This window comes from Streptohalobacillus salinus, assembly GCF_003201605.1.
Taxonomy (GTDB): Bacteria; Bacillota; Bacilli; order Bacillales; family Amphibacillaceae; genus Streptohalobacillus; species Streptohalobacillus salinus.
Window position 1 is genome coordinate 87,822 of sequence record NZ_QJJR01000007.1, and the last position, 26,962, is coordinate 114,783.

Sequence of the window (26,962 nt, forward strand, 5' to 3'; positions counted from 1 at the left end):
TTAGAGACTTCCAGCCAAGTATTTTTATTATTGATTGGTTTTTAAAATTCTAGACGTAACATTTTTCAAGTTATAGGCTTCTGCATAATCACGAATTGGTCGTTTTATATGATCAATAACGAATCGTTGACCATCAATATTATTCTCTTTAAGGTTTTGATACATTTTTTCAATTTCGGCTTTAACTTCGTCATTATTAAAGGTATAGTGACCTGCAATATCTAGAATCTCACGACGTAACGCGTCGTCATTGCTCTTGAGAATTTGTTCAACCGTCAAATCTTTTTGACCATCCATCATCCATTTTCTCCAACGTTCGCTTTCAATCGCTTTAATAAGTAACGTCTCTCTAACCTTAGAGCTTTTTTTAATTAAACCATAGGTTTCTAACCTTTCTTCGACAGTTGCCAGTTTTAGATAGGCACGTGTTTCTTCTGTACCATACTGCGGCGCTACATTAGTTGCCGTAATCTGGGAAGGGATATGTTCAAGTAAAGACACATCATCCAGGTAATCGCCATTATGCTCTTTCAATCCGACACCATATCTTTTAGCCATTTGGGCTAATTCTAACGCATTATTAAAATTGAATTTACCTACTTGCTCCGTCTTACGCGTTAAAGTACCTGTTTGACCAACAATAAATGTAGGCATTGGTAAATCGCGTTTCTTAAGTTCTTCACTTAGTTTTAAAATAAAAGTTTCATAGGTCTCCGTTGAAGTTAATCCCCCGTTTGTTTCTTCTGTACCTACTTCATAGCCAATCTCAGGTAAATTTCGAGATAAGCGTTCCTTTTCACAAAATTCAATGAGCTCAACGGTTCGATCAATAACAGTATTCAATGGAACGACTTTACCAACCTCAAAAGGATCTTTTGTTGGGTCAATCATCAACAAGTCAAAGCCCGCTTCAATATCCGCCACATACGATTTCTTACCTAGTTCCATTGCTTCCTCAACTGGAAGGTGGTCATTACGTTCTTTATCTCTTTGCCACGGACCACCATGATCTCGACATAAGTAGTACATGTTATCATAATTAATCGCTTTAGCAACTTCCTCAACAGCTTTGGCAAAACTAAACTGATTCCAACCATTCACATACCCACCACCAAGTTCATCGGCATCGACTTGATTACGACTAGCAATAAACATGACAGGGTAGTTATCTTCATTAGATAGTTCCAAGGTTGCTTGCACACAATTTCTTGACATGGGACCAATACCTAATAACGTAGCACTTTTTCCATCAGCTTGTAATTCCAATAGTGATTCGACAGTATTTTTAATTGATAATTTATGCATAAGATCATCCGCTCCCTTTTATTATTTTTCTGTTTCTACTTTTTCTGCTTTTTCTACATTTGGTTTGGTGAAGTGAAGAATCGCCACTGAAACTAACGTACCAATTAGCATTGCTAAGAAGAACCATAGTTTTCCGTTTACAACTGGTAACACGATTAAACCACCATGTGGTACCAATGTTTCAACACCATTCATCATCCCTAACGCCCCACCAACTGCACTACCAATGATAATCGCTGGTAACACGCGTTTAATATCTTTTACAGCGAAAGGAATAGCACCTTCTGTAATACCAATTAACCCCATAAAGAATGCTGGCATACCCAGTTCCCGGTCTTCTGTTGTATACTTCTTCTTGTCAATGAACGTAGAAATTGCTAAAGCTAATGGCGGAATCGCTACTGCAATTCTGTGTGCACCATTTGGTGCATAAACCCCTTCAGCCATTAAAGCTAATGTAAAGGCTGTGGCAGTCTTATTAATAGGTCCACCCATATCAATGGCCGTCATTGCACCAATAACTAAGCCTAAAACAATTGCGCTGCTGCCTTGCATCTCACTCAACGCAACAACTAGCCAATCCATGAATCCACCAATTGGTACAGCGATTACATAGATATAGACCATACCTAAAAGAAATGTTGTTAGCACTGGAATAATTAAGATAGGCATGATTGTTCGAATTGTTGGTGCTACCTTCCATGTTTTACACCACTTAACGAAATACCCTACCGCAACACCTAAAATCATTGCCCCAAGGAAACCTGTTTGTACTTGAGATTCTCCAATCGGGTTGTTCGCAACATAACCTAAGATGAAACCTGGAGCCAGAGCAGGCTTACCTGCTATAGAATAAGCAATATAACCCGAAAGAATCGGAATCATCATAGAGAACCCTGAGATACCTAAGTCTAATAGATTTTGCATAAATGGATTTGTTACTTCCATTCCAGCATCCGTTGCTGTTCCTGTTGCTAGTGCAATCGCTAAGAATACACCACCAACTACAACGGCAGGAATCATGTAAGATACACCGGTATTAAAAGCTTTTTGTAGCTCTTTAAACATGCTTGATTTTTTACTCATTTTTTCTCCTCCTTTTTTTCACTAAAGATTTTCTGCTTTATTCAGTAGTTCAGCTGGTCGTTTGATAGCTTCTCCTGGCTCGACAGTAATAACTTTTCCTTGTTCTTCCTTGTCTTCAAAGCGTTCTTCCCCTTCAATTCCAATTGCAATAGCTAAAATGACAAGATCTGCTTCATCGACGTCTTCCTGCTCTAATTCATTTTCAATTCCCATACTTCCCTGCGTCTCCACCTTAACGTCGTAACCTCTTTTTCTGCATTCCTTTTCAATTGCCTCCTGAGCCATGTAAGTATGAGCCACACCCGTTGGACACGCCGTAACTGCTACAATTTTCATAACTACTTCCTCCTTCGTTTTTATTGACTTGCATCCACCCTTTAAACGTTAATTGCATTTAACAAGGCATATATTTCTTTAGGATTCGTATAGGTCATTAACTTCTCTTTAAAGGCTTCATCCAGTAGTTTTTTACTTAATTCTGAAATTATTTTTAAATGTAATTTGCTTTCACTTTCTTTTGGTACCCCAATTAAAAATATTAATTGAGCCGCTTCCGTTGATGCATCAGACCACCGAAACGCTTGGTCCGATCTTAGGAAAGCTACAAATGGCCTTTTGACAACATCTGTTTTTCCATGTGGAATGGCTATTAAATCACCAATAGCTGTTGAAGCTTCTTTTTCCCTTTCCATCACTGCTTGAAAAAACCGGTCACCATCATCAACATAATTTTCTTGCTTAACTTGAGTGATTAGATATTTAAGCGCTTCTTCTCTTGTCGACACGTGACAATCTACAGAAATTAACCTTTCTGATATTACTTCTAACTTATCCTCATCTAAGCTGGTCAAATTCATCACTCCCTAGTACATTAATAAATGCTTGTTTACTTTTTTGTTTTCTTAACTCACTCAAAACTTTTTTATTATCCACAACGTTATAAACATCAGATAATAGACTACGCGTAAGTTGTTTATCTTTTGGGGCAATACAAATGACGAAAACTATATCAACATAATACTTGTCCCATTTGATCTTTTTCTTATTTTTAACTAACGCTACTATCGTTTCATTCACAAATGTCGGGTTTCCGTGGGGCGTCGCTGTTCCAGAAGGCAAGTCTGTGCCCCCTAATTTCTCCCGCTCCTTTAAACTTTCAATGAATGCTTCCGTTACGTACCTGTTATCAATAAGTGATTGACCCACCGTGTTGATAAGGTCTTCACGCGTTGAAAAATCTGATTGATAGACAATCATTTCTTTATTTAGATGCTTGCCAAGCTCACTTCCAACAAACGCTTGAGGCTGCTGCTTCACCATACTTGGTCTGTATCCCGACTGTTTGATTTTTTCTACATCTTCATTTGTAAGCAGCGGTGATACAAGAATAACCGGAACGTCCGGAACGTTAATTTTAATTGTGGATATAATTAGGTCAAAGGCTTTAATGTCCATTTGTTCTAGTTCTGGAAGAGAAGCCACTTCAACACGGTCAAGTGAAGGAATAACATTCTTAATCCGATTCATTAAAAGTTCAGATGTTGCAATTCCCATTTGACAAATAATTAGTAGCTTTTTATTCCGGTTTGCTCTTTCGATCGCTGCCTGAAAATACATTGTAAGAAAAGATATTTCTTCCTCATTAAATGTCACTTGGAGTTGTTCTTCAAATTCACTCACGGCTAACCAAATAACATTAAATGTTAATGAAAATTCTTGTTTAATCTGATTTACGAATGGATTGTCTGTCTTATTGTGAGACTTTAATCGATAAATCATCGCTGGTATATGTTTTTTTAACTGATCTTCCAGCTTCGCATCATCTGAAAAGTTAATGCTTAATAATGCCGAGACTTTTTCAATCAATGCTTCAGTTACATCTGTATCGATTCGTTCATCCGGAACCGGTTTAACTCGATTTGATACTAAATGCATTGATAAATATTCAACGTCGGTATTTTCATAAGAGAAACCGAGACGAAGACTTGCTTTGTGTATCATTTTCACTGCGCTATCATCAAAAAATTGTTGATTGCCTGTCATCAAGCGATTATTATTATGTTTAATATGGTGTCCATTAGATATTCTGTATACTAAAACCACAAATATGTTTAACATGTTTTGAATATAGTGATCAGAAATAGCATTTAAATTTTCTCTAATAAAAGAGTATAAAATGTTTGAACATACCGAAATCACTTGAGAACCATAAAAACCTTCTAATAATTTTATTTTCTTTTCGACCACATCATCTGGACAATAGTCCGATGCATGGAGAACGTAACGCACAAATTGCAAATGTGCTTTCTGAATATCTTCTTCATTACCGAAAAGTTCAGTCCCAGTAATATCACTTTTCAGTTGCAGATTTGAATCTATTTTTAGAATACTCATGATAAACTCTAAATCTTTTATAATGGATGTTTTACTTACTAAGAATTTTTCTGACAAAGAATTAAAGCTAACTTTACGATCACTAAACAGTAATAACTCCATAATTTTCATTCGGCGGTTTTTCAAGTTATATAGATCTTCATTTTCTAGTGACGGGGGTGTTCCTGTCTCATGATCTTTTTTGTAAAGAATGCCTACACCTCTCTTTTTTTCAAGTATGCCTCCTTTTCTTTCAATGTGTTTTTGTACTTCTTCTAACTCAGAGTGAACCGTACGGGATGAAACGCCCAACTTTGAAGAAAAAAACTCTACAGTCTGGAAATCTTGCTGAGAAACCAATAATTCGAATAATCTTTTTTGCCTTTCAGTTAACATATGATACACACTTCCTAACTTAACTACTTAAATTTGATAGCGTTATCATCGGCACAACTTCATTATAGCGATGACATCTTTTTTTGAATATTACAATTCCTTTCAACAAGTTTCTTTCACCAAATATCACTTGTTGCAATTTCTAATCTTAAACTATCAAAAACTGTTGATCTAAAGTTTAAACTTTTTTAATACTAGTGCTTTTATCATTCTATTTAACATCTAAAATAGCTTATCATATCTAGCCGATTTAGCTAGATAAATTATTTTTATCATATTTCTCTATGTTAATCACCCCTTGGATTCTCATCTTAGCAATATCTCTATTCTTTATTGTAGTAGCAAAAAGCATTTAGCAATCAGCTCGTTTCTAATTCGCAATTATTGTTCTTCATAAATACACCCTATGTATGTAATTAAGCGCAGTAAAAAAGCATAAACCAGCTAAGGCTTATGCTTCTTTTAATATATTTAACTAATTATATCCGATAACACTTCAAATTAGCCTTTTCGAATAAACGTATACACCAGAACCGACAAGTAACAAGATCAAACCTAGCACCAATAAATTATACAGTGGTGTTGCAGTATCAGGTAATACCGCACCAACTTCTTTATCTTCGTCCGTTGTGTTGTCTTCCGTCGGGTTATCTCCGGTTGTGTCATCTCCGGTCGAATTGTTTCCGGTTGTGTTATCTCCCGTCGTATCATCTCCGCTCAAATTGTCTCCGGTTGTGTTATCTCCGGTCGAATTGTCTCCCGTTGTATCAAAAGTTGTTTCACTAAAGACAGCATAGGTACTAAAATGCGTTACGTCTGTTGATACATAGCCATCTTCATAACTTCCTTCAACGTTTTCCCACATTTTTGTTTCAGGGTTAAAATAATAAACCGCAAGGTTAGCAGGATTCATGTCTGCATGATCTACTAAAAAGCTTAATTTGACAGCTGCTTCAAATGCTGTCATTGCCTCACCATTTGCTGTAATACTAAAGGTATAAATCTCACTTAACGCTTCATTTGTGTAGGTTAAGTCACTCGCTTCATTAGGTACAACTTCAATGGTCGTATCTCCAGAAAGATTCGCACTTGGTATTTCTACCATAACATCCTTCCGCTTAACGATAATGGTGGCATTTTTTGCTTTTAGTGCTTCTAGTTGGTTAGCAGTTAACGTTACTGTTTTCATGTATTCTTGATCAACGAAGGAGATGGTTAAAGCATCATTCTCACCAACAGCTTCTACCGCTTGATCTGTAACTGCTAAAATATCAGAACCATAAAGGTATTCGCGTACACCTACTTCTTCAAATCTCACATTATCAATAAAAATATCATGTGAGTTAGCAACTTCGCCAATCGCACCCATTAAAAATTTAAGACCTACAACATCTGCTGCTTCCATCGTCATTTCAAACGAATACGTGTCAAAATTATTTGTTAGGTCAATTTCTTCTGATAAGTAACGATGATAACTTGGTGCACCGTTATCAACAACAAGCTCAATTTTACGATTTGTTGTCGCATAAGCATCAAATTGAACCAAATACGTTTTACCTGCCTCAACTGTTTTTCCTTCTTGTGAGAAGGAGATATCCCATGGATTTTCTCCCGTATCACTTACGCTCGCTTTCACCATTTTATCTTCAACCGTAAATGTCGCATCTGATGAGTTATCGCCATAGACACCTTGGACATGTTCTGTCCAATCGGTTAAACCGTGATCAAAGTCCGGATTACTTAATAAGAATTTCTTCTCACGTTCGCCCACAACTTCAAGTCTTACATTATCAATCGTAACCTCATGCGCATCTAAATTCGCTGCACCGGCAATTGCGCCTAATAAATACTTCAAGCCAACTGTGTCTGTTTTAGTCATATCAAACTGATAACTAAATGTTTCTGTTTCAGGCCCTACCGTGATGATTTCACTAAAATACCGATGGTAAGAGGCATTTTCAATCGACACATCAATTTGACGTTCTAATGTTGATGAGACATCAAACATTAACTCATATCGATGATCCCCAAGTAGTGTTAAATCATTTTGCATAAGCATGATGTGCCACGGCTCAGTACCGTTATCCATCACGTTTGCAACAAATTTACCATCAACAACTGACACACTCGCTTCAGAAGAAGGTTCATGATCGCCTTGATTGTGAATGCTCCATTTGTCTAAACCTAGATTAAAGGTTCCGTTCGTTAATGGAAAAGCTTCTTCAACTGTTAATGCAGCACTATTATTTGTTATCCGCTTTAAAAACACATTGTCAATTGTGACCGCTGGATCATCACCACCCAATAAGAATACTAATTTCCCTTGATTATCACTAACATCTGGCATCGTGAAATTAACCGTTTTTGTATCGACCGTTTCTGTCAATTCAACCGATTGGTTTTCTAAATACGTGATATCGGAAGCATCGTTCATCACAGCCACCGAAATCGTACGGGTTGCTGTTGCTTTTGCATCAAATGTTAATGCATATTCATCATTCGCTCGGAGATCTAGTCCTGTTTGATGTAACTGCAGATCATCAGCTTTCGTTCCCCCATCGGTAATTGAAGCAGTAAACATACGCGTGGCTTCATTAACTGCTCCTGTAGCATGACCGCTTAGCACATCAAATGTCCAGTATGTCATGCGATTGATTTTACCTAAATCAAACGTGCCATTGTAAACATGATTTCCGTTTGGAAGTGGTTTTTTTGGATCATTCTCATTAAAAACATCGACAGGCTCTACTTCTTCTAACGCCACATTTCCAATCCAAACGGGTTGAACGTTCGTACCTAAGTTAAATTCCAACCGCGCGCGTGTATCACTGTCTTGTTGCATTTGAAAAACAACATCATGACTTTCCACGGTATCACTTAAGGCATAATTTGCATTTGGTGAGTACGCCACATAACCGCGATCAGCGCCACCACCAATCTTTATATTTATATCTCGATCTTCGGTTGATTTCGCATCAAACGATAGTTTATACCAACGCCCTTTGCCAACTGTCACATTTTGAATCATTTGAATCGAATACGTTTGGTTTCCGGGATTTGCAATATCAACCTTTGCAAAAGGAACACCATCAATCGTGTCTACACTGACTGAACCATCACCACCAAAATCTTCTAAGTGCAAAAAATTCCAGTCGCGTTCTGTCCAGTGCTGACTAACGTCATCATTGGTCTTTAAGTTTGTGAATCCTTCCGCATAGGTTGGATCATAAACATAATTACCATCAATCGCTGCTTTTTCACCTTCTGGTAGTGGCTCTGCCTCAAATTCTGGTTCTGTCGGTGCAGGATAGTTTTCACCAGCACGCTCGTAAACACGGACATAATCAACAACCATTTCACCAGGGAAAGTAGTCGTATCATCCGGCGCACCACCATACCAACCACCAATGGCCAAATTCAAAATCATGTAAAAGTCTTGATCAAAAGGGGCGGGATATGCATATTTTGTTGCAAGGTCTTCATCTGTCGTCGACCAATTATTTAACGTCTGGAATAACTGATCATTTACATACCAACGAATTTCACCTGGTTCCCATTCGACCGCATAAACATTCATATCAGTAATATCTTGACCTGCTGGGAAAAGATAATCTTTAGCTGTATACGTATTGTTCGGCCATTTAGCACCATAATGAATAGCGCCCCCGATTTTATTTGGATGAGATCCGCTATTTTCCATGATATCAATTTCACCTGAGGCCGCCCACGTGCCATACACATCATTTTCAGGCATCATCCAAAAAGCAGGCCAGTAGCCTTGACCTGCAGGAAGCGACATTTTCGCCTCAAATCTACCATAGGTTTGACTGAATTTACCTTTGGTATGTATTTTCCCAGAGGTATAGTCATACGTTCCTGTTTCATCAGTAACGCTCTCCTCTTTACCTTCAATAATCAACTGCCCATCTTCAAGTCGAACGTTATCTTCTTGATAATATTCTAACTCTTCATTTCCCCAACCTGAAATAAAGGTATCTCCATCATAAAAACCGTTTCCCGTATCATAGTTCCACTTGTTTGTATCTAAAGTCGTACCGTCAAAATTATCTTCAAACGTTAATTGCCATTCACCAGCTGCTTCCGTTTGTTCCGTTGGTGTTAAACCATAAACCATCAATAATGTAATTAAAATTGCAAATACTGCCTTCGTATAACGTGTCATCATCCGTGTCAAACCTCCATTATTCTATTGTATTCAAGCATGTGCATTTTAAAAACCAATAACCTGTTCATCACCTCCTTCAAATGACGAAAGCGCTTTCGAAAACGCCCAAATGAAACTACTGCTTTGAATTAAAATTATCTGACTAGTTAGCGCTTACATTATTTTTTTAAGACCAAACCTTTACTGCGCTAAAGGTCTGGTCTGTCCTTCGATTATTCTATTGCCTTGAACTCAATCCATTCAATCTCAAGATCTGTTTTTATGTCCGCTAATTTCATCAGATAAAACCCAGGTTTTAAACTAACTTTAACTAATTTCTGTCTAATCCAGTTCCCATCCGTACCGTTGGTCTGGATGGTTGTCACATAGTGATCATTCAACATTAACTGACAAGCCGTTTGCGCTAAATTAGACTTGGGTGACATCAATTTTACAATAATACGGTACGTCCCTGGCGTTTTTACTTCAAGTGATGTGACAGTTGAACGCTTTGTTAACACCTGTGTGGCTTCGCGCAACAGATAAGAATCACTGTACACTGATGTCGCTTTAGGTTCGATCATTACTGCCGTCTCGTTAAGCTCTTGTTTACGTAAAAAGACGGGAAGCGCCATCAGCACTGTACAAATGTTCGTCGCTGCGCGCTGAAGTTCGCCACGCGTCAACGTACCCTTTTCTAAAGACGACAGTGTATTATCATTACCTGAATTTATTTCAGCTCCGTAGTTATTCACCACCATGTACAAATCATTTTGCGAACGAACCATCTGATCTGTGTATTCTGACTTGGCTTCGCCTCCTTCAGCTACATCATTCATCTTCGCCCACCAGTCAGTCATAACAATTCCGTTAAAACCCCACTCGTTTCGTAAAATGGTTGTCGCCAAATCATAATTTGAAGCTGTCCAGTGACCATTTAGTGGATTATAGGCTGTCATAATTGATTGCGCTGACGCCTCTTTTACTGCCATTTCAAATCCTTTTAAATATAGCTCTCTCACCGCTCGTTCAGAGACTACGGCATCAACATTGTGACGGTCTTTCTCTTGGTTATTACAAGCAAAGTGCTTCAATGTCGCTTCTGTTCCTGATTTTTTAATACCTCTAGTTACCGCCGTTGCAAATGCACCCGTGATCAGAGGATCTTCTGAGAAGTACTCAAAATTACGACCGTTCAATGGGCTACGTCTAATATTCATGCCTGGCCCTAGAAGGATATCAACCTGATTAACGAGCATTTCTTGCCCTTCAAAGGTATACAATTCTTCTACAAGTGCTGTATTCCACGTCGCTGCTAGTAAAGTGCCGATTGGCACTTGTGTTGAGTACGCACCACTTTCCATCCGCAAGCCTGATGGCCCATCGGCTGTACAAGCAATTGGAATTCCATAATTGAATAAATCATCGCTCACACCTCCAAATGCCGAAGCTGTACCTGGGGTCACTAAAGGACTACTCATTCCTTCTCCGCGGACGATTGTTGCTAATTGCTCATCATTTAATTGCGCAATAAATGTTTGCATGCTTACTTTCTTATCATTTACATCTTGTAGGGTATAGCCTTTATTCCCAGTCTGTTCAATTTCTTTAGGTAAGTTCGCATCAATACGTGATGCCAGTGATATCTGTCGTTGCGGGACTGCTTCATAAGTTAGCTGGTATGACCCATCAGCTGTCAGGTCGCCCGGTTTCATCCGTTTAAAATATTCAACAGGAGCAAGAGCTTCTTCAAGCGTTTCAATAACTTCTAATTGGTCAATGACTAATGCTGGTTGATGATCAATTGCAACCCTATCCAGTGCTTTAACACTTGTCCCAACAAAAATATGATAGTGACCTGCTTCTAATACATAACTTGAGCGGTGACCTGTCAGCCCTGCGTCATCATAGGATGCTAAGCGACTAAGGGGCACATGGATTTGAACCTCTTCACTTTCTCCAGGTTCAAGTTGATTGGTTTTTTCAAAACCAATCAAACTGCGTTTCGGTTTACCTAACAGCCCTTGAGGTGCTTCGGCATAAAGTTGTACAACTTCTTTACCGGCAAAAGTTTGGCCAGTATTACTTACCTTTACACTGACTTCTAAATAGGCTTCCCCCGCCTGATGATAAACGGTCGCACGCGTTGTTTCTAAACTAAAGTCTGTATACGATAACCCAAACCCAAATTCATATTGAACCTTGTCTGGACAAAACGTTTCAAAATAGCGATAGCCTACATAAATATCTTCGACATAATAATTTTTAATCGCATCGCCATAGTTTTCTGTCGACGGATAATCTTCTAGCGAATATGCAATCGTATCGGTTAACTTTCCACTCGGTGTAACGTTACCGACTAAAATATCAGCAGCTGCGTTGCCACCTTCCATACCACCCTGCCATACGTATAGGACACTTTGAATGGCATCGGCAAACGGTGCTTCCGTTAACCAAGCCATATCTATAATATTCGATACATTTAACACAACAATTACCTGATCAAATGACTCCGTTACTAACGTTAACATCTGTCTTTCATCTTTGGTTAATTGATAACTACCTGGTTCATCTTGATTATCTTTATCTTCACCCGCAGTACGTCCTAGTACGATAATTGCTTTGGATGATTTACGACTGGCTTGTTCAACAATTGCTTTAGTTAGTGGCATTTCTTTTTGGAACCACGGTTCTTGTGCCCATCCACCACCGCCATTATCAAACGGGTGATGATTAATCCAGGTTTTATACGTATCTGCGAGTTCTTCATTCACACTGATTGATTGTTTATTGATGAGTCCCTCTAGTAAATCAATACTATAAGCAACATTCACACTACCACCAGAACCCGTGCCACTCCGGTAGAAATCAATTTGACTTCTTCCAAATATTGAAATGTGTTCCCCGGTTTTAAGTGGTAAGGTGTGAAAATCATTTTTTAATAACACTGCACCTTCAGCTGCAGCTTTACGACTAAATTCAGCAAATCCAGCTATGGACTGTGTTTGATTGGTCATGATTAGTCCTCCAGACATTTTAAATAATAGTGAGCGCAGGCATTGTTTCGCATGTATTGATGATCGGATTGTTCAGGTATTCGTTTCAGCAATGTTTTGCTTTTTTTTCTCGATTTTCTTAAAAGATAATAACGTGATTGGCATCAGGATCAAGCCAAGTAGAATAGGACTAAACATGAGAATAATCGCAGGAATGACCACGAACAAATGATAAAGACCATAAATAAGGATCCCTATGACTAAAACATAGTGAATATGAATCAAGCCAAATAAAAAGGCTTGTTTAAAATAGCCCCACAATCGAAGATCATAATGGACATAAACAGGATAGAAGTAGACAAGTGTCACAAAAAATAAGATGGCGTTCATACCAAACGCTGCAGCCATAACAACTTGTAGGGCACCTGAAAGTGTCATCATATATTGATAATTCACTGATAAAATGAAATAGATAAAAGCAAAAATCAAACCTGAAAGATTTGCTTTGATAAAGGCTTGCTTAAACGCCGCTAAAAACGTTTGGAAAATCGGTACATCTGTATCCTTCATCATCCACTTGCGAATGATTGTTAATACAGCAACAAAGGCAGGTAATACACCAAATACACCTAATCCAATTAAAGAAAAAACTAGCCATAAAAGATTTACATAAGCAATTTTCATGAACTGATCAAGCCAAAAATATAATTTTACAAAAAAGCCCTCGGTTTGCATTTCATCACCTCTCTCATCTAATTATATGATACAGGGTCTACCTCTTGGTTCGATAACGCGCTCTATGTACCATTACTTATCTTTTATTTTTTTGCATGGATACTTATTGAATAAGGGGCAGCGTTTCCTACCCCTTATTCATTTAAGCAAGCGTAACAACCATCTCACTTACGTTTCCATTTCTAATATCTTCTGCATACTGACCTTCCACATCACGCGCTTTGATTGTTACCGTCGCTCCATTTGTATAGGTCAAGACGTACACGTTTGGTTGAACTGCTTCCTTACCAAAGGTATCAGCGTTTGTTGCGTTCAGATACGTAACTTGACACTGGCCAAGGAATGTGTAACTTAACGCACCATCTGCTTTAAACATCCAACGTGGTAGAATCGGGGCAAGCGAAAATGTTAATTGATTACCTTTCACTGTAAACGGTTTTCCACCTGTCATCATCACAAACCACATATTCATAAATTCAATTGTTGATCCACTTAACCGCGAGACAAATCCACGCCCATGAAGGTCTTTATTAGGGTTTGCACTGCTTGCAATAAAGGAACTATTCTCTAACGTACTACGCCCATACACTTCCGGGTCTAAGAACGGGATCAGTGCTGTTTTTATATCTTGATAGAAATCTGTTGCTAAACCTGATTTTAATGTTGCCAGTAAATATTTATATTCCATATGCAAGAAGACCGATTCATTCTCTAACCAACCTGGTGTGAACGCATTTGCTCGTCCCAGTTCATTCGATTCTTCAGCAATTGACATGGATGTTTTATACATCCCCAACTTTTGGTCATAAATGGCTGAGGACTTAACAGCTTGATAAATACGTTTGGCGTCAGCTTGGTCCTCTGTCAGTTTTAATGATTTAACAATTCCTTCTAAGAATGGCGTCACCGGTTTTGCCTCCCACTCAAGTTCTGCAACCTCAGGCAACCCGTTTGTTAAATCATTTTTAGGAACAAAATAGAAATATGTTGGTACTAAGGCATCATCTACAGCTCGCACGTTTTTAATCCCTGCTTCTACCCGCGCGTTAAGACGCTCAATAATCACTTGCAGTTCATCAACACGATATGACACCTCTTCACCACTAATGCCACCATAGATTGTTTCTCGGTATGTTTCTCTAGCGGTTGCAACCTCATGCCAATACTGATCTTCGGTTAAGCGTGATTGTTGTAAGTCTTCAAGTGCTTCTAGCATGGCATCAATGAGTCCTACCACTTCTTTAGGTAAGGAAACAACGGCCTCGTCATCATTAACCGCTAACAGCATCGCGAATAGGCGTTTTACTTCATAAAGTTCAGATGTACTCGCGCCAACCATTCCTGGTAACCCATTTAATGAGTCGTTCCAACCCGGTTTCCCTGCTTCCATCTCTACACCAAGGCCTTGTGGTGCTAGGGTTGCGGTCTTCACCAGACCTAAAACAAATAATTTCGCATAGAGACTGGTTTTATACAACTCACCTTGACCATAATTTGTTTTAATCCACATCACACCTTGATGCTTTTTAGCTTCCTGTTCTTTTACTTCATCTTCATAGACTGCATCATATTGACGTAAGTGCCCATTGTTCAACACATATTTATCACGACGTGCTTTTACGCGCGCTGGGCTTTCAAAATATTGATAGTCATTATTAAAGTAAAGTGTAGCGACTTTATCTGGATAAATGGCTAAAAAGCTTTCGATTAAATCTAAATTATACGTCCAGTGATCGACCCAATAACCTTCACCAAATTCTGCTTGGAACAAATGCTCGGAGTCACTTAATACTCGCGCGAGGAACGTATTGAAATCAATAGTTATTGTAATCGCTTCATCTTCAACAAAATGCTTCAACTCACCTGGTGTGAACGGCGTCATAAAGAATTTTTTGACCTTCTCTTGGTCAGCATCATCCAGATAGCGAGCAAACTCAAAGCGATCATTCGTTAACTGGAAGCGAACCCCTTTTACACCGAGAGGGTTATAACCATCTAACTGAATTAAATTCATAAACATTTTGATATTATAATCTTTCACGCGCGGTTCAAAAAACACATCACAGCGGCGATTTTGATTGATATCTCGGTAATTCCCATTTCCTTGTGAATAAAACGTTGGACTGATGCTAAAGAAATTATAATCTCGTTCTAAATCGCCATGCTTCCGAGAATATAAATAATATAAATTTTGCTTATCTTCATCTTCAAAGACAAAGGGGAACCCCCCTCTTAAGCCATTATCCAAATAGCTTTGTCGACTATATGCATCAAAAACCTTATCGCCTGTCTGACAGTTAATTGGTGCGGTTATTTTATCAGTAATTGTTGTTGCTGTTTTTTGCATGGCCTTTAAACGTGCGAACGTTATGTCGTTTTTTACATACGCATTGACCTTATCAATATGGCTGGCTTGCCCGACAACTGTGTATAACTCAACAGCTTCGTTTGCGTTTAGCGAAAACTGCTTAGCGGCAAAACCACCCGATACTTTATTTGTTGTAACGGCCTGTTGTTTTTTCAGGTCATTCAAGTTGTTTTTAATAAAATTCACTGGAACTTGTAACGCCGTATCGGTGCCGAAAATAACATCTCGATCAACGATTGGTTGATTTAGTTCGACATCACCACGATAATGAATCATCGATTTAAAGAAGTTACCTTGATTCACTACTTTAACCTCAGCGGTATCTTCCATGCTTCCGCGCAGCTTATAAAACGGTATGTGATGTTCTAAATTCTCAACATCAAACCAGCTTTTAATCGTGTTGCCTAACTCTTTATAGGCAGCATTTCCAACGCCACTTGGAAATACGCTTGGCAAACCATCAAGTAGTTCGAATTGACGTTCTGTTGTGGCTGTGTTTTCTAAGGTAACATGTCTCACTAAACCTGCGACTGGAGATTCTGGAAGAATAAAGTATTCGACCTTCATTTTGAGTTGTAACACTTCATCCACATATTCCAACATAAGTTTATTTTCAGAAATGTACATGGTTTCGGTTGGCGTGGTCTGTTGATTTGAAAATGGTTCAACCACAACTTCAGATCCATCTTCAATTATTTTAATGAATGTTCGAAACCCTTGAACTTGGACAAATTGATAAGATTTATCTGCAGGTAAAAATTCCATAATGGCATGGTCTTTATCTTGAACACCAAAGCTTGCGATCCCTTGCCCACGATTAACATAAAACGCCCACATTGGTATTCCATCGACGCCGGCAATGCCAGGTAAGAAGCTTGAGAACGTTGCTTTTTGTTGATATTGCTGAATTTGAAAGTCATTATTTTCATTTAATTTATACATATTAAACCTCCGAAAACTGTTATTAATGCCCTGAACTTGAGGGCTGTTTATTCAGTTACTGTACTATAACTCGATGTTTCAAACATGCGCTTTCGTCAGGCGCGTTTAATGCATTACCTTAAAAATACTTAAAAGCAAAACCTAGTTCAATCTTGTAAGTTTTGCTTTTAAGTCATATTCGTTAGTTAAAATTCTCATCATCGTCCGCTTAATGTAGCCGCTCTCCTAAACGTTACGTGCTACACAGCGGCAAGTCCTCTTTTATTATTCTTTAACCGCCCCAGCAGATATACTACTGATAATGTATTTAGACAAGAAGATAAATGCAGTCATGATCGGAACAACTGAAATCGCAATCCCGAGATACATTGCCCCTAAGTTTTGCGCAACTTGTGAGCCTCTTAATGCCCCCATCATAACGGGTAACGTGTATTTTTCAGGACTAAATAATACAACTAAAGGTAAGATATAGTTATTCCATGAACCAATGAATGAGAAGATTGCCATGGTAGAAATCGCAGGCATCATCATTGGCACTCCAATTTTATGGAAGATCGTGAACTCATGGGCACCATCAATTCGGGCTGCTTCAATTAATGAGCTGTGTAAAACTGACGATAAGAATTGTCTGAGGAAGAACACAGTAAAGGTTGATGCAATTGGCGGGACAATTAACGGAATGTACGTATCCAAGAAACCAAAGGTTCTCATAATGTCATAAAAGCCAATTAAACCTAATTGCCCTGGTACCATCATCAATACTAAGATTGTTACAAATAAAAAGTTACTACCTTTAAATTTGTAAACAGAAAACCCAAATGCGGTTAGTGCTGAGAAATACGAACTCAAAACAGTTACAGCTAACGCAACAATTAAACTGTTCGCAAATCCGCGCCAAAGGTTCATATATTCTAATAGAACATTATAGTTATCAACAATGGCTTGCCCTGGTATTAAAGTGAATCCATTTCTTAAAATATCTGCATTTGACCGTGTCGCATTAACAATCATCATATAAAACGGAATAAAGCTAATGATCACTAATAAAACGAGCAATGTATAAAATATTGATTTTATAATTTTATTTTTTTTCTTTGTTTGTTCATTCATGATCGCTATTCCCCCTTGACGCTTTTTCTGTACATGGCTTTAAAGGTTATAAGAGAAAAACATACGGTAATGATGAATAGTCCATAAGCAATCGCTGCCGCATAACCATAATTATTTACTCTAAACGCTTGATTGTACAAATAAAGCACCATCGTATTTAATGACCCTTGTGGTGCGCCTCGTCCGTCTGTTAATAACATCGGTAAATCGAAGATTTGTAATCCTCCGATTAATGAGGTAATCAATACATACAACATGATCGGTTTTAGTAAAGGTAAGGTGATTTTAAAGAACATTTGTAACCGACTCGCACCATCAATTAGTGCTGCCTCAAAATAATCATTTGAAATACCGGAGATCCCAGCCATCAAGATGATGAATGTATGTCCAAACCACATCCAAGCACCAATAAGAGCGACTGACCACCGTGCAGTTGTTGGATTATTCAACCAATTAATAGGTTCTGAAATAAAGCCTAAATCAAGTAAGATATGATTAATTGTACCGTGGTGCCAACCAAGTAATATACCAAATAGAAGGGCAACCGATGCAATAGTGATCAAGTTTGGCAAGTAAAATGCTGCTCTGAAAAAGCTTAATCCTTTCATTTTCAATCGAATATCTGAAAATAAAATGGCCAGTAATAATGCAATCCCTAATTGGAAACCAAAATTTATCCCCCAAATATAGATGGTATTGTAAAAGGCTTCCCAAAAATAACTATCTGTCAGTAACCGTTGGTAATTATCAAAACCGATGAACGCAGCATCACCAAAACCACTGTAACTCGTAAAGCTATAGTAGAAGGTAAGAATGATAGGATAAATCGTAAAAGTGGCAAAAACGATGAAGAAAGGCAAAATAAAGACATAACCATATTTGTTAAGTTTGCTTTGCATAAACTGTTTCCCCTCTCTATAAAGCAATAAGAGGAGTAAGCACTTTATTACTCCTCTTATTGCTTAATTATTTATTGTTATTGTTGATCTGGTGTTGTAATTTGCGGATAAGAGTTTCTGACTAAGTTATAAAACTCTTGAACTGCTTCTTCTTTTGTTTTAACACCTTCGACATACTCTGTTACCATACTACCAAACATCGTATCAATTTGTTGATCGTAACGCGTAACGACACTTGCATCAATTTTTTGTGCTTCTTCTAAGAAGAATGTGTAGTTATTTTGACCACCTAAGAAATCCTCAGAGAAATCATCTTTAATTTTATCCGTTACAGGTAGGTAAGATAGAACGTCACCCGTTTCAAGTGCCCAATCCGTCAAGAATTCTTCATCATGCGTCATCATTTGAATGAATTCCCATGCTAAATCTTTATTTTCAGAACCACTATACATACCTAACCATGTACCACCCCAGAAGTATGGGTTTGGACCGCTTGTTACTGCCCAGTCGCCTGCAGTATCTTCTACGTTAGGCTTAAGTACACTGTGTAATCCCCAAGTAGGTAGAGCATAAGAGAATACTTCAACTTCTGTTGTTGCTTCTGCATCAACTTCGTCCCATCCAGCATTATAGTTGATTGGTCCGTCCATTGCAGCAAACCAAGCCGGTGACCATTCTGGTGCAAATGCAGTTAAATCTTCTTCACGTAATTCTTTTGCGTAATCAAAGTGGTTTAAACGACCTTCAGTCATGATAAGTTCATCATTTTCGTTTACCCATGGTTCTGGATCTTGACCTTGTGCGAACCAACGTACAGCGCCTTCATCCGGGAATAAACGGTAACCAGCGTCTTTTAGTTTTGCGCCAGTTTCAAACATTGCATCACGTGTAGCGAACATTTCGCCAACTGCTTCAGGATCATCTGTTCCTAACACCTCTTCAGCAATACTTCTACGATAGAAGATGCCACCTGGTGTTGTTTGCCAAGACAACGCCTTAACTTCACCTGAAGAGTTACGACCTAATTCATAAACATATTCAACAAAATCGTCTGAAATTTCTTCCACATTATATGGCTCTTGGTTTAATGTTTCCCAGTAACCTTGTTCAATCCATTCTTTAACAAAAACGAGTTCACCTGTGAAAATATCTGGTGCGCCTTGACCACTTTCTAATACTGGTCTTAAACGTGTTGGATAGTCTTCAATTGGAACAATGGTTAATTCAACATCAACATCATGCTCTTCTTTAAACGCTTCAATCGCTGGTTCAAGTTCATCCGTAAATGACCAAACCGTCAGTGTTTCTTTATCACCTGAGTTATCGTCACTCGATCCGTTACTAGAATCATCATCGCCACAAGCAGCTAGACCAAGTGTCAAAACAGAAATCAATAGAAATAATAATACTTTTTTCATTCTAAATCACCCATTTCTTATAATTTTTATTCGGCTTCTACTGCGTAGAAAAGCCATTTATCAAAAGCGCTTTCGAAAGACGTTTAAAAAATAAAAGCGCGGTGTGTAAAATTAATGATGGTTGCGCTTTCGTTTTCTTATTATCTCACAAAAACACCGATGAATCAACTTTTACAAAAGCGCTTTCGTTTTCGTGGAAATGCACGATTTGTGCATCCTCTTTATTTCTTCACTTCGGCTGTTGATGCGCGATTAATAAGTTCAACCGGGATTGTCACCGCAGTAAACACTTTGTGATTTTCACTAATTTGATTGAGCAACAGCTTGGCTGCATTCTCACCAATCAAATCTGTGTTTTGCTTAACGGTTGTTAATTTTGGTGTCATAAACTTAGAAAGTTCAATATCATCAAATCCAACAACTGATATGTCTTTCGGTACGTCTAGACCATGATCGGTAATGGCATTGATCGCGCCAATCGCCATCATATCCCCTGCTGTATAAACGGCTGTAGGGGGTTCTTTAAGCTCAAGCAATTTACACATGGCATTATAACCACCTTCATAAGAAAAGAAGTCACCTTCAACAATATAGGATGAAGGAATTGTTAAGCTGAATTTTTCTGCTGCATGCATAAAACCTCGATAACGCTCAAATCCTGCGAACGTCAGTTGATGACCACGTATATGGGCAATTTTCTCGTGCCCAAGTTTAAACAAGTGTTCAACCGCTAACTCACTTCCAGAAAAATTATCACTGTATACGACACTGGATTTATTGCTGTGTAAATCAATGACGACAGTCGGTATTTTTGAGTCAATCAGTTTTAATACTTCAAGGTCGTCTTTAACAGAAGAAACAATGACTACACCATCTACACCACGATAAATGGCATGATCGAGATAACTTTTCTTTTCTTGACCAATATTTTGGCTTAAGAAAATTAAATCATACCCTAATTTCTCCACTTCTTGTTTGAAACTTTGAATAACAGCACTGAAGAACGGATGTTTAATGCCGACACCAAGATCTTCAATAAAGATAACACCCAACGTCCATGATTTCTTTGTTGTCAAGGTGCGCGCTGAAGAGTTCGGATAATAACCCATTTCTTCGACAGCAGCTAATATTTTCGCTTTTGTCTTAACGCCAACATCTGGGTAGTTGTTTAAAGCCTTCGAAACCGTTGTGATGGAGACGCCTGTTTGTTTTGCTATATCATAGATTGTAGTCATTTCGCTCTATCCTCCTCGACCCGAAAGCGCTTTCGTTAATACTATAAATATATAGGCTTTTGATTAAGAAGTCAAGAACTATTGTTAATCTTTTTACTTTTATTTATTTGTATTTTTCGTTTTAGAAAGCGCTTTCGTTTTCATTATAAAAGACAACCTTAACCAAGTCAATTCCTTTTTACATATTTTTAAGTGCTCCCCTTCTCACAGGCATTGATTGTTCCTCTCGTCCAAAGAAGCTTAGGATTTCATCTTTCAATAACTACGTACGTCCGTTCATTTTTGTCGAGCTGTTCAATCAAATGCATACACACCTGAACCATCATCTTCTTTTTTGAAACGAGACTAAGCACTCGCTAATCATTTAGACATAGACATCCATTTGAGCGGAATTTCCGCGATAACCTCCAATGCCTCGACAAATAAAACCTCCAAACATATGCAAGCTAATTATTTTATTTACTGTTTACTAAAACAGATGCCCATCAACCTAATCCTCTTTTTTCTCATTCAACTTTATACCCATCATCTTTTTACATTTTTCCAAGCACACCACTCGATACAATTCGTTTAGTTTGTGCTAAAATATAAATATCTTTAGTTCGCGGAAGCGAGGGCTGCCATCATGAATAATCACCCACGAAACCGATACTTAGTACTTAGTCTATCTGTTTTCTTCATTATTATTGTAAGTGCACTTTCAATTTATCATCGGACTGATGAGCCTTTATTAATTCCAAACCGGATGGTGGAACTCGATCAGGACTGGGATATTTACTATGGCGAGATGTTTGTTAAAACAACGACACTCCCAACTGAATTAAAAGTCGGTCCAGAAACAACGTATTACGTCACAACCATATTACCTCATACACCTGATGATTATGATCATTTGCTCTTACGCGCATCTTTACAAGACGTGACAGTATATCTGGATGGTGAGCTTATTCATCACAAAGAAAACAGCCGAGAAGGCTGGTTAAGAACGCCCGTCACAAGCACCTGGGAACTCGTGTTTATCTCACATGATTATCAGGGTAAAGAATTATTAGTTGAATTAAAATCAGAAACCGCCGCATTTGCAGGTGATATTAATCCTATGTTAATAGGATCGGCCGATGCGCTTCTTTTAAATATCTTAAAAACCAACTGGATTGGCGGATTTATTGGAAGCATCCTTCTATTAGCAGGCCTAGTCTATATTGGCTTAAGCTTTTCTTATAATAAGTACGGTGATAATCGGATTTTATACCTCGGCTTACTGGCTGTATCCAGCAGTATTTGGATCATTGGCGAATCAAAACTTCTTCAATTCATTACGAGTAATCCGTTTGTCATCGGGGCCTTAAGTTACCTAATGGTCCCAACTATGTTAGTGTTTATGTCTTTATATATTAAAGAAGTGACGACGAAACGATTTAGACTGACATTTAGACTCTCGGCTGTTTTTTATTCAGTGCTAACGCTTTCAATGATCATTTTACAACAATTAAATGTTTATAGTTATATTGAACTCATTTCTCATACATGGTTCTTACTTGTCGGCTTGTCTTTGTTACAAATAGGTTTGCTTCTCTATGAATGGTTTGTCGATAAAAATTTAGCGGTTGTGCAACTGTTTCGTTACTTCTTCGTCCTCTTTGTCGCGTTTTTCATTGAAGCCATTTTGTTTGCCTTAGAAAGGTTTCAAGCGATTTCGAGCATTTTAAGAATTGGCTTCTTAATCTTCTTTGTTTTCTTGTTCTACGATGCCTATAAATACGTGAAAGTTAGTGCGGAACAAGAACGTGAGCGACGTGCATTACAAAAATTAGCCTATAAAGATTTGTTGACAGATGGCTTCAACCGGACCGCTTACGAACGTGATTTAGCTAAATACGTTGGTGCGCCCAACTCAGATTTCAGACTGATTTTAATTGATTTGAATGGTTTAAAGCAGATAAATGATACTTATGGTCATGCGAATGGTGATCACGCCATCATTACAGTCCATCACACACTTGAAGAAATATTTACAGACCATGGCACTTGCTATCGATTAGGTGGCGATGAGTTTGCAATTATTATGTCAAATGGCGATCGCAAACTGTATCAAAACCTCATCATCCGGTTCAGACATCAACTACTCACAAACGAACATGGATTGAATTACCCCATTGACGTCGCCATTGGTAGCGATGTCTACCATCACGGCATAAACTTTAATGAGTTCTACCATCATGTTGATCAGTTAATGTATCAAAATAAACGGGAACGGAAAAGACCTCAGGATAATTAATTTCCCTGAGGTCTTTTAACATCATCAAATCGTTGATAAACACTAGCTTCGCTTTACTCCTTTCACAAGGGTTAATTCATTCGCTTTCACTTGATATAATACTGGGAAATGCTGGTTTAAGTAGTATGTCTCGCCATCACTATGTGCAACGCGCCGATCATTTAATTCAACCATAACCGCTCGACTCGTAAATTGTTCGACAGCATCATAATTGACATGCGTACCATTATAGACACGCCAAAACAACTTCAAAATCATTTGTTTAGTGATATTATGTACGACTGTGACATTTAATCGTTGATCATAAGCGTCCGCTTTTGGCGATATTTTCATTCCCCCGCCAAAATAAGGTTGGTTGCTGATGGTTACAAACCAAACACGATCAAAGCACCAGGTATCTCTACCATCTGATAATTTGATACTAAATGGCTGGAACGTTGATAACGCCCGGATAAAATGGTACAGATAATTAAGTTTCCCCAAATTCAAACGATTAAGCCAAGGTTTCAATCCAGATTGATTCACACGCTCGCATACGAGCGCATCAAAACCAATGCCACTGTTATTAACGAACATCCGACGCAAGTTCGCATGCTTAACTTCACCCAAATCAGCCTGGTCTGTTTTCGGCCGGTTTATGAACCGCGCTAACGCTTTAGGGTGTTTGAAGGTATAAAAATAACGTGAAAAATCATTACCTGTCCCATTTCCGATCACTCCAATTATCATGGGGGCGCCGTTTAAGCCATTAATCACTTCGTGAATAGTGCCATCGCCACCTACGACAATAATACACGTTATCTTCGCTTCCTTAACTAAGTGTTTAGTGATTTTAGTCGCATGATTGGTGTACTCAGTCATGTACGTTCGAAAAGGGGTACGAATCCCTTTCTTGAAACGTTGAAATGTTTTTTTACCTTTACCCGATGCCGGATTTACAATGAATGCTAGTTTCATAAGAAATACGCCCTTCTAACTGAAATCAAGATTTCCAACTTTCTAGTTGCCTCACACCGTACTGTTATAGTCGCGCTTTTGGGTAAATAAAGGGTTCAGAAATTCGCTTATTGATGACCGTAGTCAAAGGCCCGAGTAACAAGGCAATCATTAAGGTCCCTACACCAACAATTGCACCAAATAAAAACCCAATTAATACCGCAGTAACATCGACAATAATTCGAGCAACACCGAATGAAAGCTTTTGTCCAGTCGCTTTTTGAATCATAAGTGGTAAAGCATCATAAGGCGATACCCCCAAGTTTGCCGTTACATACAATGATAAACCAAGTGAAGACAAAATAATTCCCAGAAATAATAAAGTTAGCCGAACAAAAAGAGAGAGCTCATCGAAAGCTAATCCATCAAAACCAAACACAATAAAGTCGGATATAAAGCCAAGAATCGTCATATTAATAAGGGTACCAAACCCAATCAATTCGCGGCTATTTGCGATTAAAACAATGAATAGAAGTGCATTAAAGATTACTTGGTACACTCCAAAAGTTAAACCTAACGTACTACTAACCCCTAAGTTCATGGTCGCAAAAGGATCGGTGCCCATTCCCCCAATTCTTAATACACCAATCGCAATTCCTAATAAAACGTTACCAAAAATAACAACTAAAATACGTTTTGTTGATTTTCTCATAGTGAACTCCTTAAAGTCATCAAATCCATCTGATAACCAGCAATAATTTATCTTCTTAAAAGATGTACTTCTTCTATATTACGCCTTCACTTAAAGAAAAAGCAACGCTAAATCACGAATGATTTAAGGTTGCTTGAACAAAATTTTCACCTTTCATAATTGATGTACACTTCCCCATCATGTTTGGATTGATACATCATTTTATCCGCACGCGCGACACTTTTCAAAGGATCTATGTCTGATGGAGCAAAATGCGTTGCACCAATTGAAACTGATGTAAAGATTTCATCATTGTTTGTTGTCACTGCACGATTGCTAAGCTGTTCTTTTAAATCATTTAATCGGGGCATTAATTGTTCATCTGTTTCTTTTAGTATCAGAATAAATTCATCACCACCCCACCTGATGACAAACTCACTCTTATTTACACTCGCTTTTAATTGTTTTGATAGGGCTCTTAGCACATCGTCACCCGCTTCATGTCCATAATGATCATTGATCTCTTTGAAGTTATCAATATCAATCATGACAATTACAAACGACTCATTCAACAATTGATAACGACTAAATGACTCTTCAAGCAGCCGTTCCCCATACCGACGTGAATACACGTCGGTTAATGGGTCGAAGTTTGCTTCACGCTCTAAACGTGAGGTCGTTCGTGTTAAGTTTAATTCGCTGACGATATAAAGTAAGAAAAATCCAAATAAAGCGGCAACGGTTAAATAAATCAATAACCGCGCGATGACTCCACTTAGTCTTGCGTCACTTTCTTCATTAACCACATTAACATAGTGCTCGATATCATTTAGATGAACGCCCATCGCAATGATCCAGTCATACGGTTCATATAGCTTTGCATAGGTAACCTTTTCGGAAATGCTGTCACTTTTCATTTCTTTAAAAAAATAAGTGAAAAACAGTTCACCCTCTTGATTAATTCCATTGAGTTCTTCTTGATAAGGCTTATTTCCAACAAGGTCTTCAGCATCTGTTGAAAGATACATGCCTTCAGTATCTTTTAGGTTTGGATGAATACGCCGAACCGCATAGTCATCCCCGCCATTATAATCAACCACTTCATTGACCCAAATATACGCATCATTCGCATAGGTTTGTTGGTGCAACATCGTTTTGATTTCAGTTTTTATAACCGTATCAATGTAATGGTTATGTACACCAAAAACGCCAACAAGGTCTCCTTTTTCAATTGTAGCTTGCGCCGATAGATTGGTATTAAATTCATGAATTAACTCAGCTAAATCTCCCTTATTCTCCTCTGTGGTATACAGTAACTCTTGAGTTGCCTTGTTGTACAATAACCCACTCCACAAATCTTCAAATTTTTCTTCTTCAAATTCAGAGACATAAAAGTCAACAAAAGCAACGTCTGTCATGCGTAACGCTTCTTGAAAACGATTCAAACGATGATTTGTATTTATTTGATAGATATTACGTTTCGATTCACGTAAATGTTCGATTTCTCCAATCACATTATTCACTGTATCATGCAAAAAGTCCTTTTTAATATTTAATGCTAAATGTTCCATTTGATTTGTATATATTTCTTGCGTCTCACGGTGCGACACAATATGTAAAATAATGATAACCAGACTAATAGTAATCGCTACAGCGACACTCATCAATCGGTATTGTGTTCTTTTTTTCATCGCTAGTCTTCAGTCCTTCGTTAGTCTTCTCGGTTCACTTTTTGAAATCACGTTGTGCATCCATTTAAAACTCTTAACATAAGTTCAAGTCATTATACCATAATCAACTAGGACTAAAGCCTTTACTCCTCTTCATCTTAAAAAAGATATGCTATCTTGTGTCTTTTGTAACATTTAAGGCTACGGTAAACCAACTTATCATTGCTCTAATTTTTTGAGAAAAAATTGTTATTCATTTATAATGGTCTGTTGTAAAATGAAATGCATAATCCCATTAGATATTAAAAAAGCCATGTAAATGCGCTATACTTATGAGTGACTAAACAAATAAGTTAGGA

Annotated in this window: 17 protein-coding genes; 1 reads left to right on the plus strand and 16 read right to left on the minus strand. The window is 38.0% G+C overall.

Translation table 11 applies throughout. The features are described from left to right. Nucleotides 1-27 precede the first annotated feature (27 nt). The 13 genes from DES38_RS07580 to DES38_RS07640 form a co-directional block, all read right to left on the minus strand. Nucleotides 28-1,305 (minus strand): class II D-tagatose-bisphosphate aldolase non-catalytic subunit, encoded by a 1,278-nt coding sequence (locus DES38_RS07580; RefSeq protein ID WP_110251511.1) that lies wholly within the window; start codon nt 1,303-1,305, stop codon nt 28-30. A gap of 21 nt (nt 1,306-1,326) precedes the next feature. Next, entirely contained in the window at nt 1,327-2,391 is a 1,065-nt protein-coding gene (locus DES38_RS07585) for a PTS fructose transporter subunit IIC (RefSeq protein ID WP_110251512.1), read from the minus strand. 21 nt (nt 2,392-2,412) lie between these two features. Continuing rightward, a complete protein-coding gene (locus tag DES38_RS07590; protein WP_110251513.1) occupies nt 2,413-2,727 on the minus strand; it encodes a PTS fructose transporter subunit IIB in 315 nt (104 codons plus the stop codon). A 41-nt stretch (nt 2,728-2,768) separates the two neighbouring features. Further along, nucleotides 2,769-3,242, minus strand: coding sequence for a PTS sugar transporter subunit IIA (locus tag DES38_RS07595; RefSeq protein ID WP_211305844.1), 474 nt, complete (start codon nt 3,240-3,242; stop codon nt 2,769-2,771). Further along, nucleotides 3,226-5,160 (minus strand): BglG family transcription antiterminator, encoded by a 1,935-nt coding sequence (locus tag DES38_RS07600; RefSeq protein ID WP_110251515.1) that lies wholly within the window; start codon nt 5,158-5,160, stop codon nt 3,226-3,228. Before DES38_RS07600 ends, DES38_RS07595 begins: the two co-directional genes overlap by 17 nt. 496 nt (nt 5,161-5,656) lie before the next feature. Further along, nucleotides 5,657-9,346 carry a carbohydrate binding domain-containing protein gene (locus tag DES38_RS07605; protein ID WP_110251516.1) on the minus strand — a complete coding sequence of 1,230 codons (3,690 nt, stop codon included), beginning with the start codon at nt 9,344-9,346 and terminating at the stop codon, nt 5,657-5,659. A gap of 212 nt (nt 9,347-9,558) precedes the next feature. Continuing rightward, nucleotides 9,559-12,342, minus strand: a complete 2,784-nt coding sequence (locus DES38_RS07610; protein ID WP_110251517.1) for a glycoside hydrolase family 3 protein — start codon at nt 12,340-12,342, stop codon at nt 9,559-9,561. A 72-nt stretch (nt 12,343-12,414) separates the two neighbouring features. Further along, nucleotides 12,415-13,056, minus strand: coding sequence for a YesL family protein (locus DES38_RS07615; RefSeq protein ID WP_110251518.1), 642 nt, complete (start codon nt 13,054-13,056; stop codon nt 12,415-12,417). Nucleotides 13,057-13,198: 142 nt separating this feature from the next. Then, entirely contained in the window at nt 13,199-16,366 is a 3,168-nt protein-coding gene (locus DES38_RS07620) for a hypothetical protein (protein ID WP_110251519.1), read from the minus strand. A gap of 264 nt (nt 16,367-16,630) precedes the next feature. Next, nucleotides 16,631-17,476, minus strand: coding sequence for a carbohydrate ABC transporter permease (locus tag DES38_RS07625; RefSeq protein ID WP_110251520.1), 846 nt, complete (start codon nt 17,474-17,476; stop codon nt 16,631-16,633). Between the two features lie 5 nt (nt 17,477-17,481). Next, on the minus strand, nt 17,482-18,375 hold the full coding sequence (locus DES38_RS07630; protein WP_110251521.1) for a carbohydrate ABC transporter permease: 894 nt from the start codon (nt 18,373-18,375) through the stop codon (nt 17,482-17,484). 77 nt (nt 18,376-18,452) lie between these two features. Further along, nucleotides 18,453-19,793, minus strand: a complete 1,341-nt coding sequence (locus DES38_RS07635; RefSeq protein WP_110251522.1) for an ABC transporter substrate-binding protein — start codon at nt 19,791-19,793, stop codon at nt 18,453-18,455. Nucleotides 19,794-20,014: 221 nt separating this feature from the next. After that, nucleotides 20,015-21,028 (minus strand): LacI family DNA-binding transcriptional regulator, encoded by a 1,014-nt coding sequence (locus tag DES38_RS07640; RefSeq protein ID WP_110251523.1) that lies wholly within the window; start codon nt 21,026-21,028, stop codon nt 20,015-20,017. Nucleotides 21,029-21,653: 625 nt separating this feature from the next. Here DES38_RS07640 and DES38_RS07645 point away from each other — a divergent pair. Further along, nucleotides 21,654-23,306 carry a GGDEF domain-containing protein gene (locus tag DES38_RS07645; protein WP_110251524.1) on the plus strand — a complete coding sequence of 551 codons (1,653 nt, stop codon included), beginning with the start codon at nt 21,654-21,656 and terminating at the stop codon, nt 23,304-23,306. A gap of 42 nt (nt 23,307-23,348) precedes the next feature. Here DES38_RS07645 and DES38_RS07650 read toward each other — a convergent pair whose 3' ends face one another. From DES38_RS07650 to DES38_RS07660, 3 genes are all read right to left on the minus strand, one after another. Beyond that, nucleotides 23,349-24,263: a diacylglycerol/lipid kinase family protein gene (locus tag DES38_RS07650; RefSeq protein WP_110251525.1), complete on the minus strand. Its 915-nt coding sequence runs from the start codon at nt 24,261-24,263 to the stop codon at nt 23,349-23,351. 64 nt (nt 24,264-24,327) lie between these two features. Next, the gene (locus tag DES38_RS07655) at nt 24,328-24,954 is read right to left on the minus strand and encodes a YczE/YyaS/YitT family protein (protein ID WP_110251526.1); all 627 of its coding nucleotides are present in this window, start codon (nt 24,952-24,954) and stop codon (nt 24,328-24,330) included. A 146-nt stretch (nt 24,955-25,100) separates the two neighbouring features. Continuing rightward, the gene (locus DES38_RS07660; RefSeq protein WP_110251527.1) at nt 25,101-26,624 is read right to left on the minus strand and encodes a sensor domain-containing diguanylate cyclase; all 1,524 of its coding nucleotides are present in this window, start codon (nt 26,622-26,624) and stop codon (nt 25,101-25,103) included. Nucleotides 26,625-26,962 lie beyond the last annotated feature (338 nt).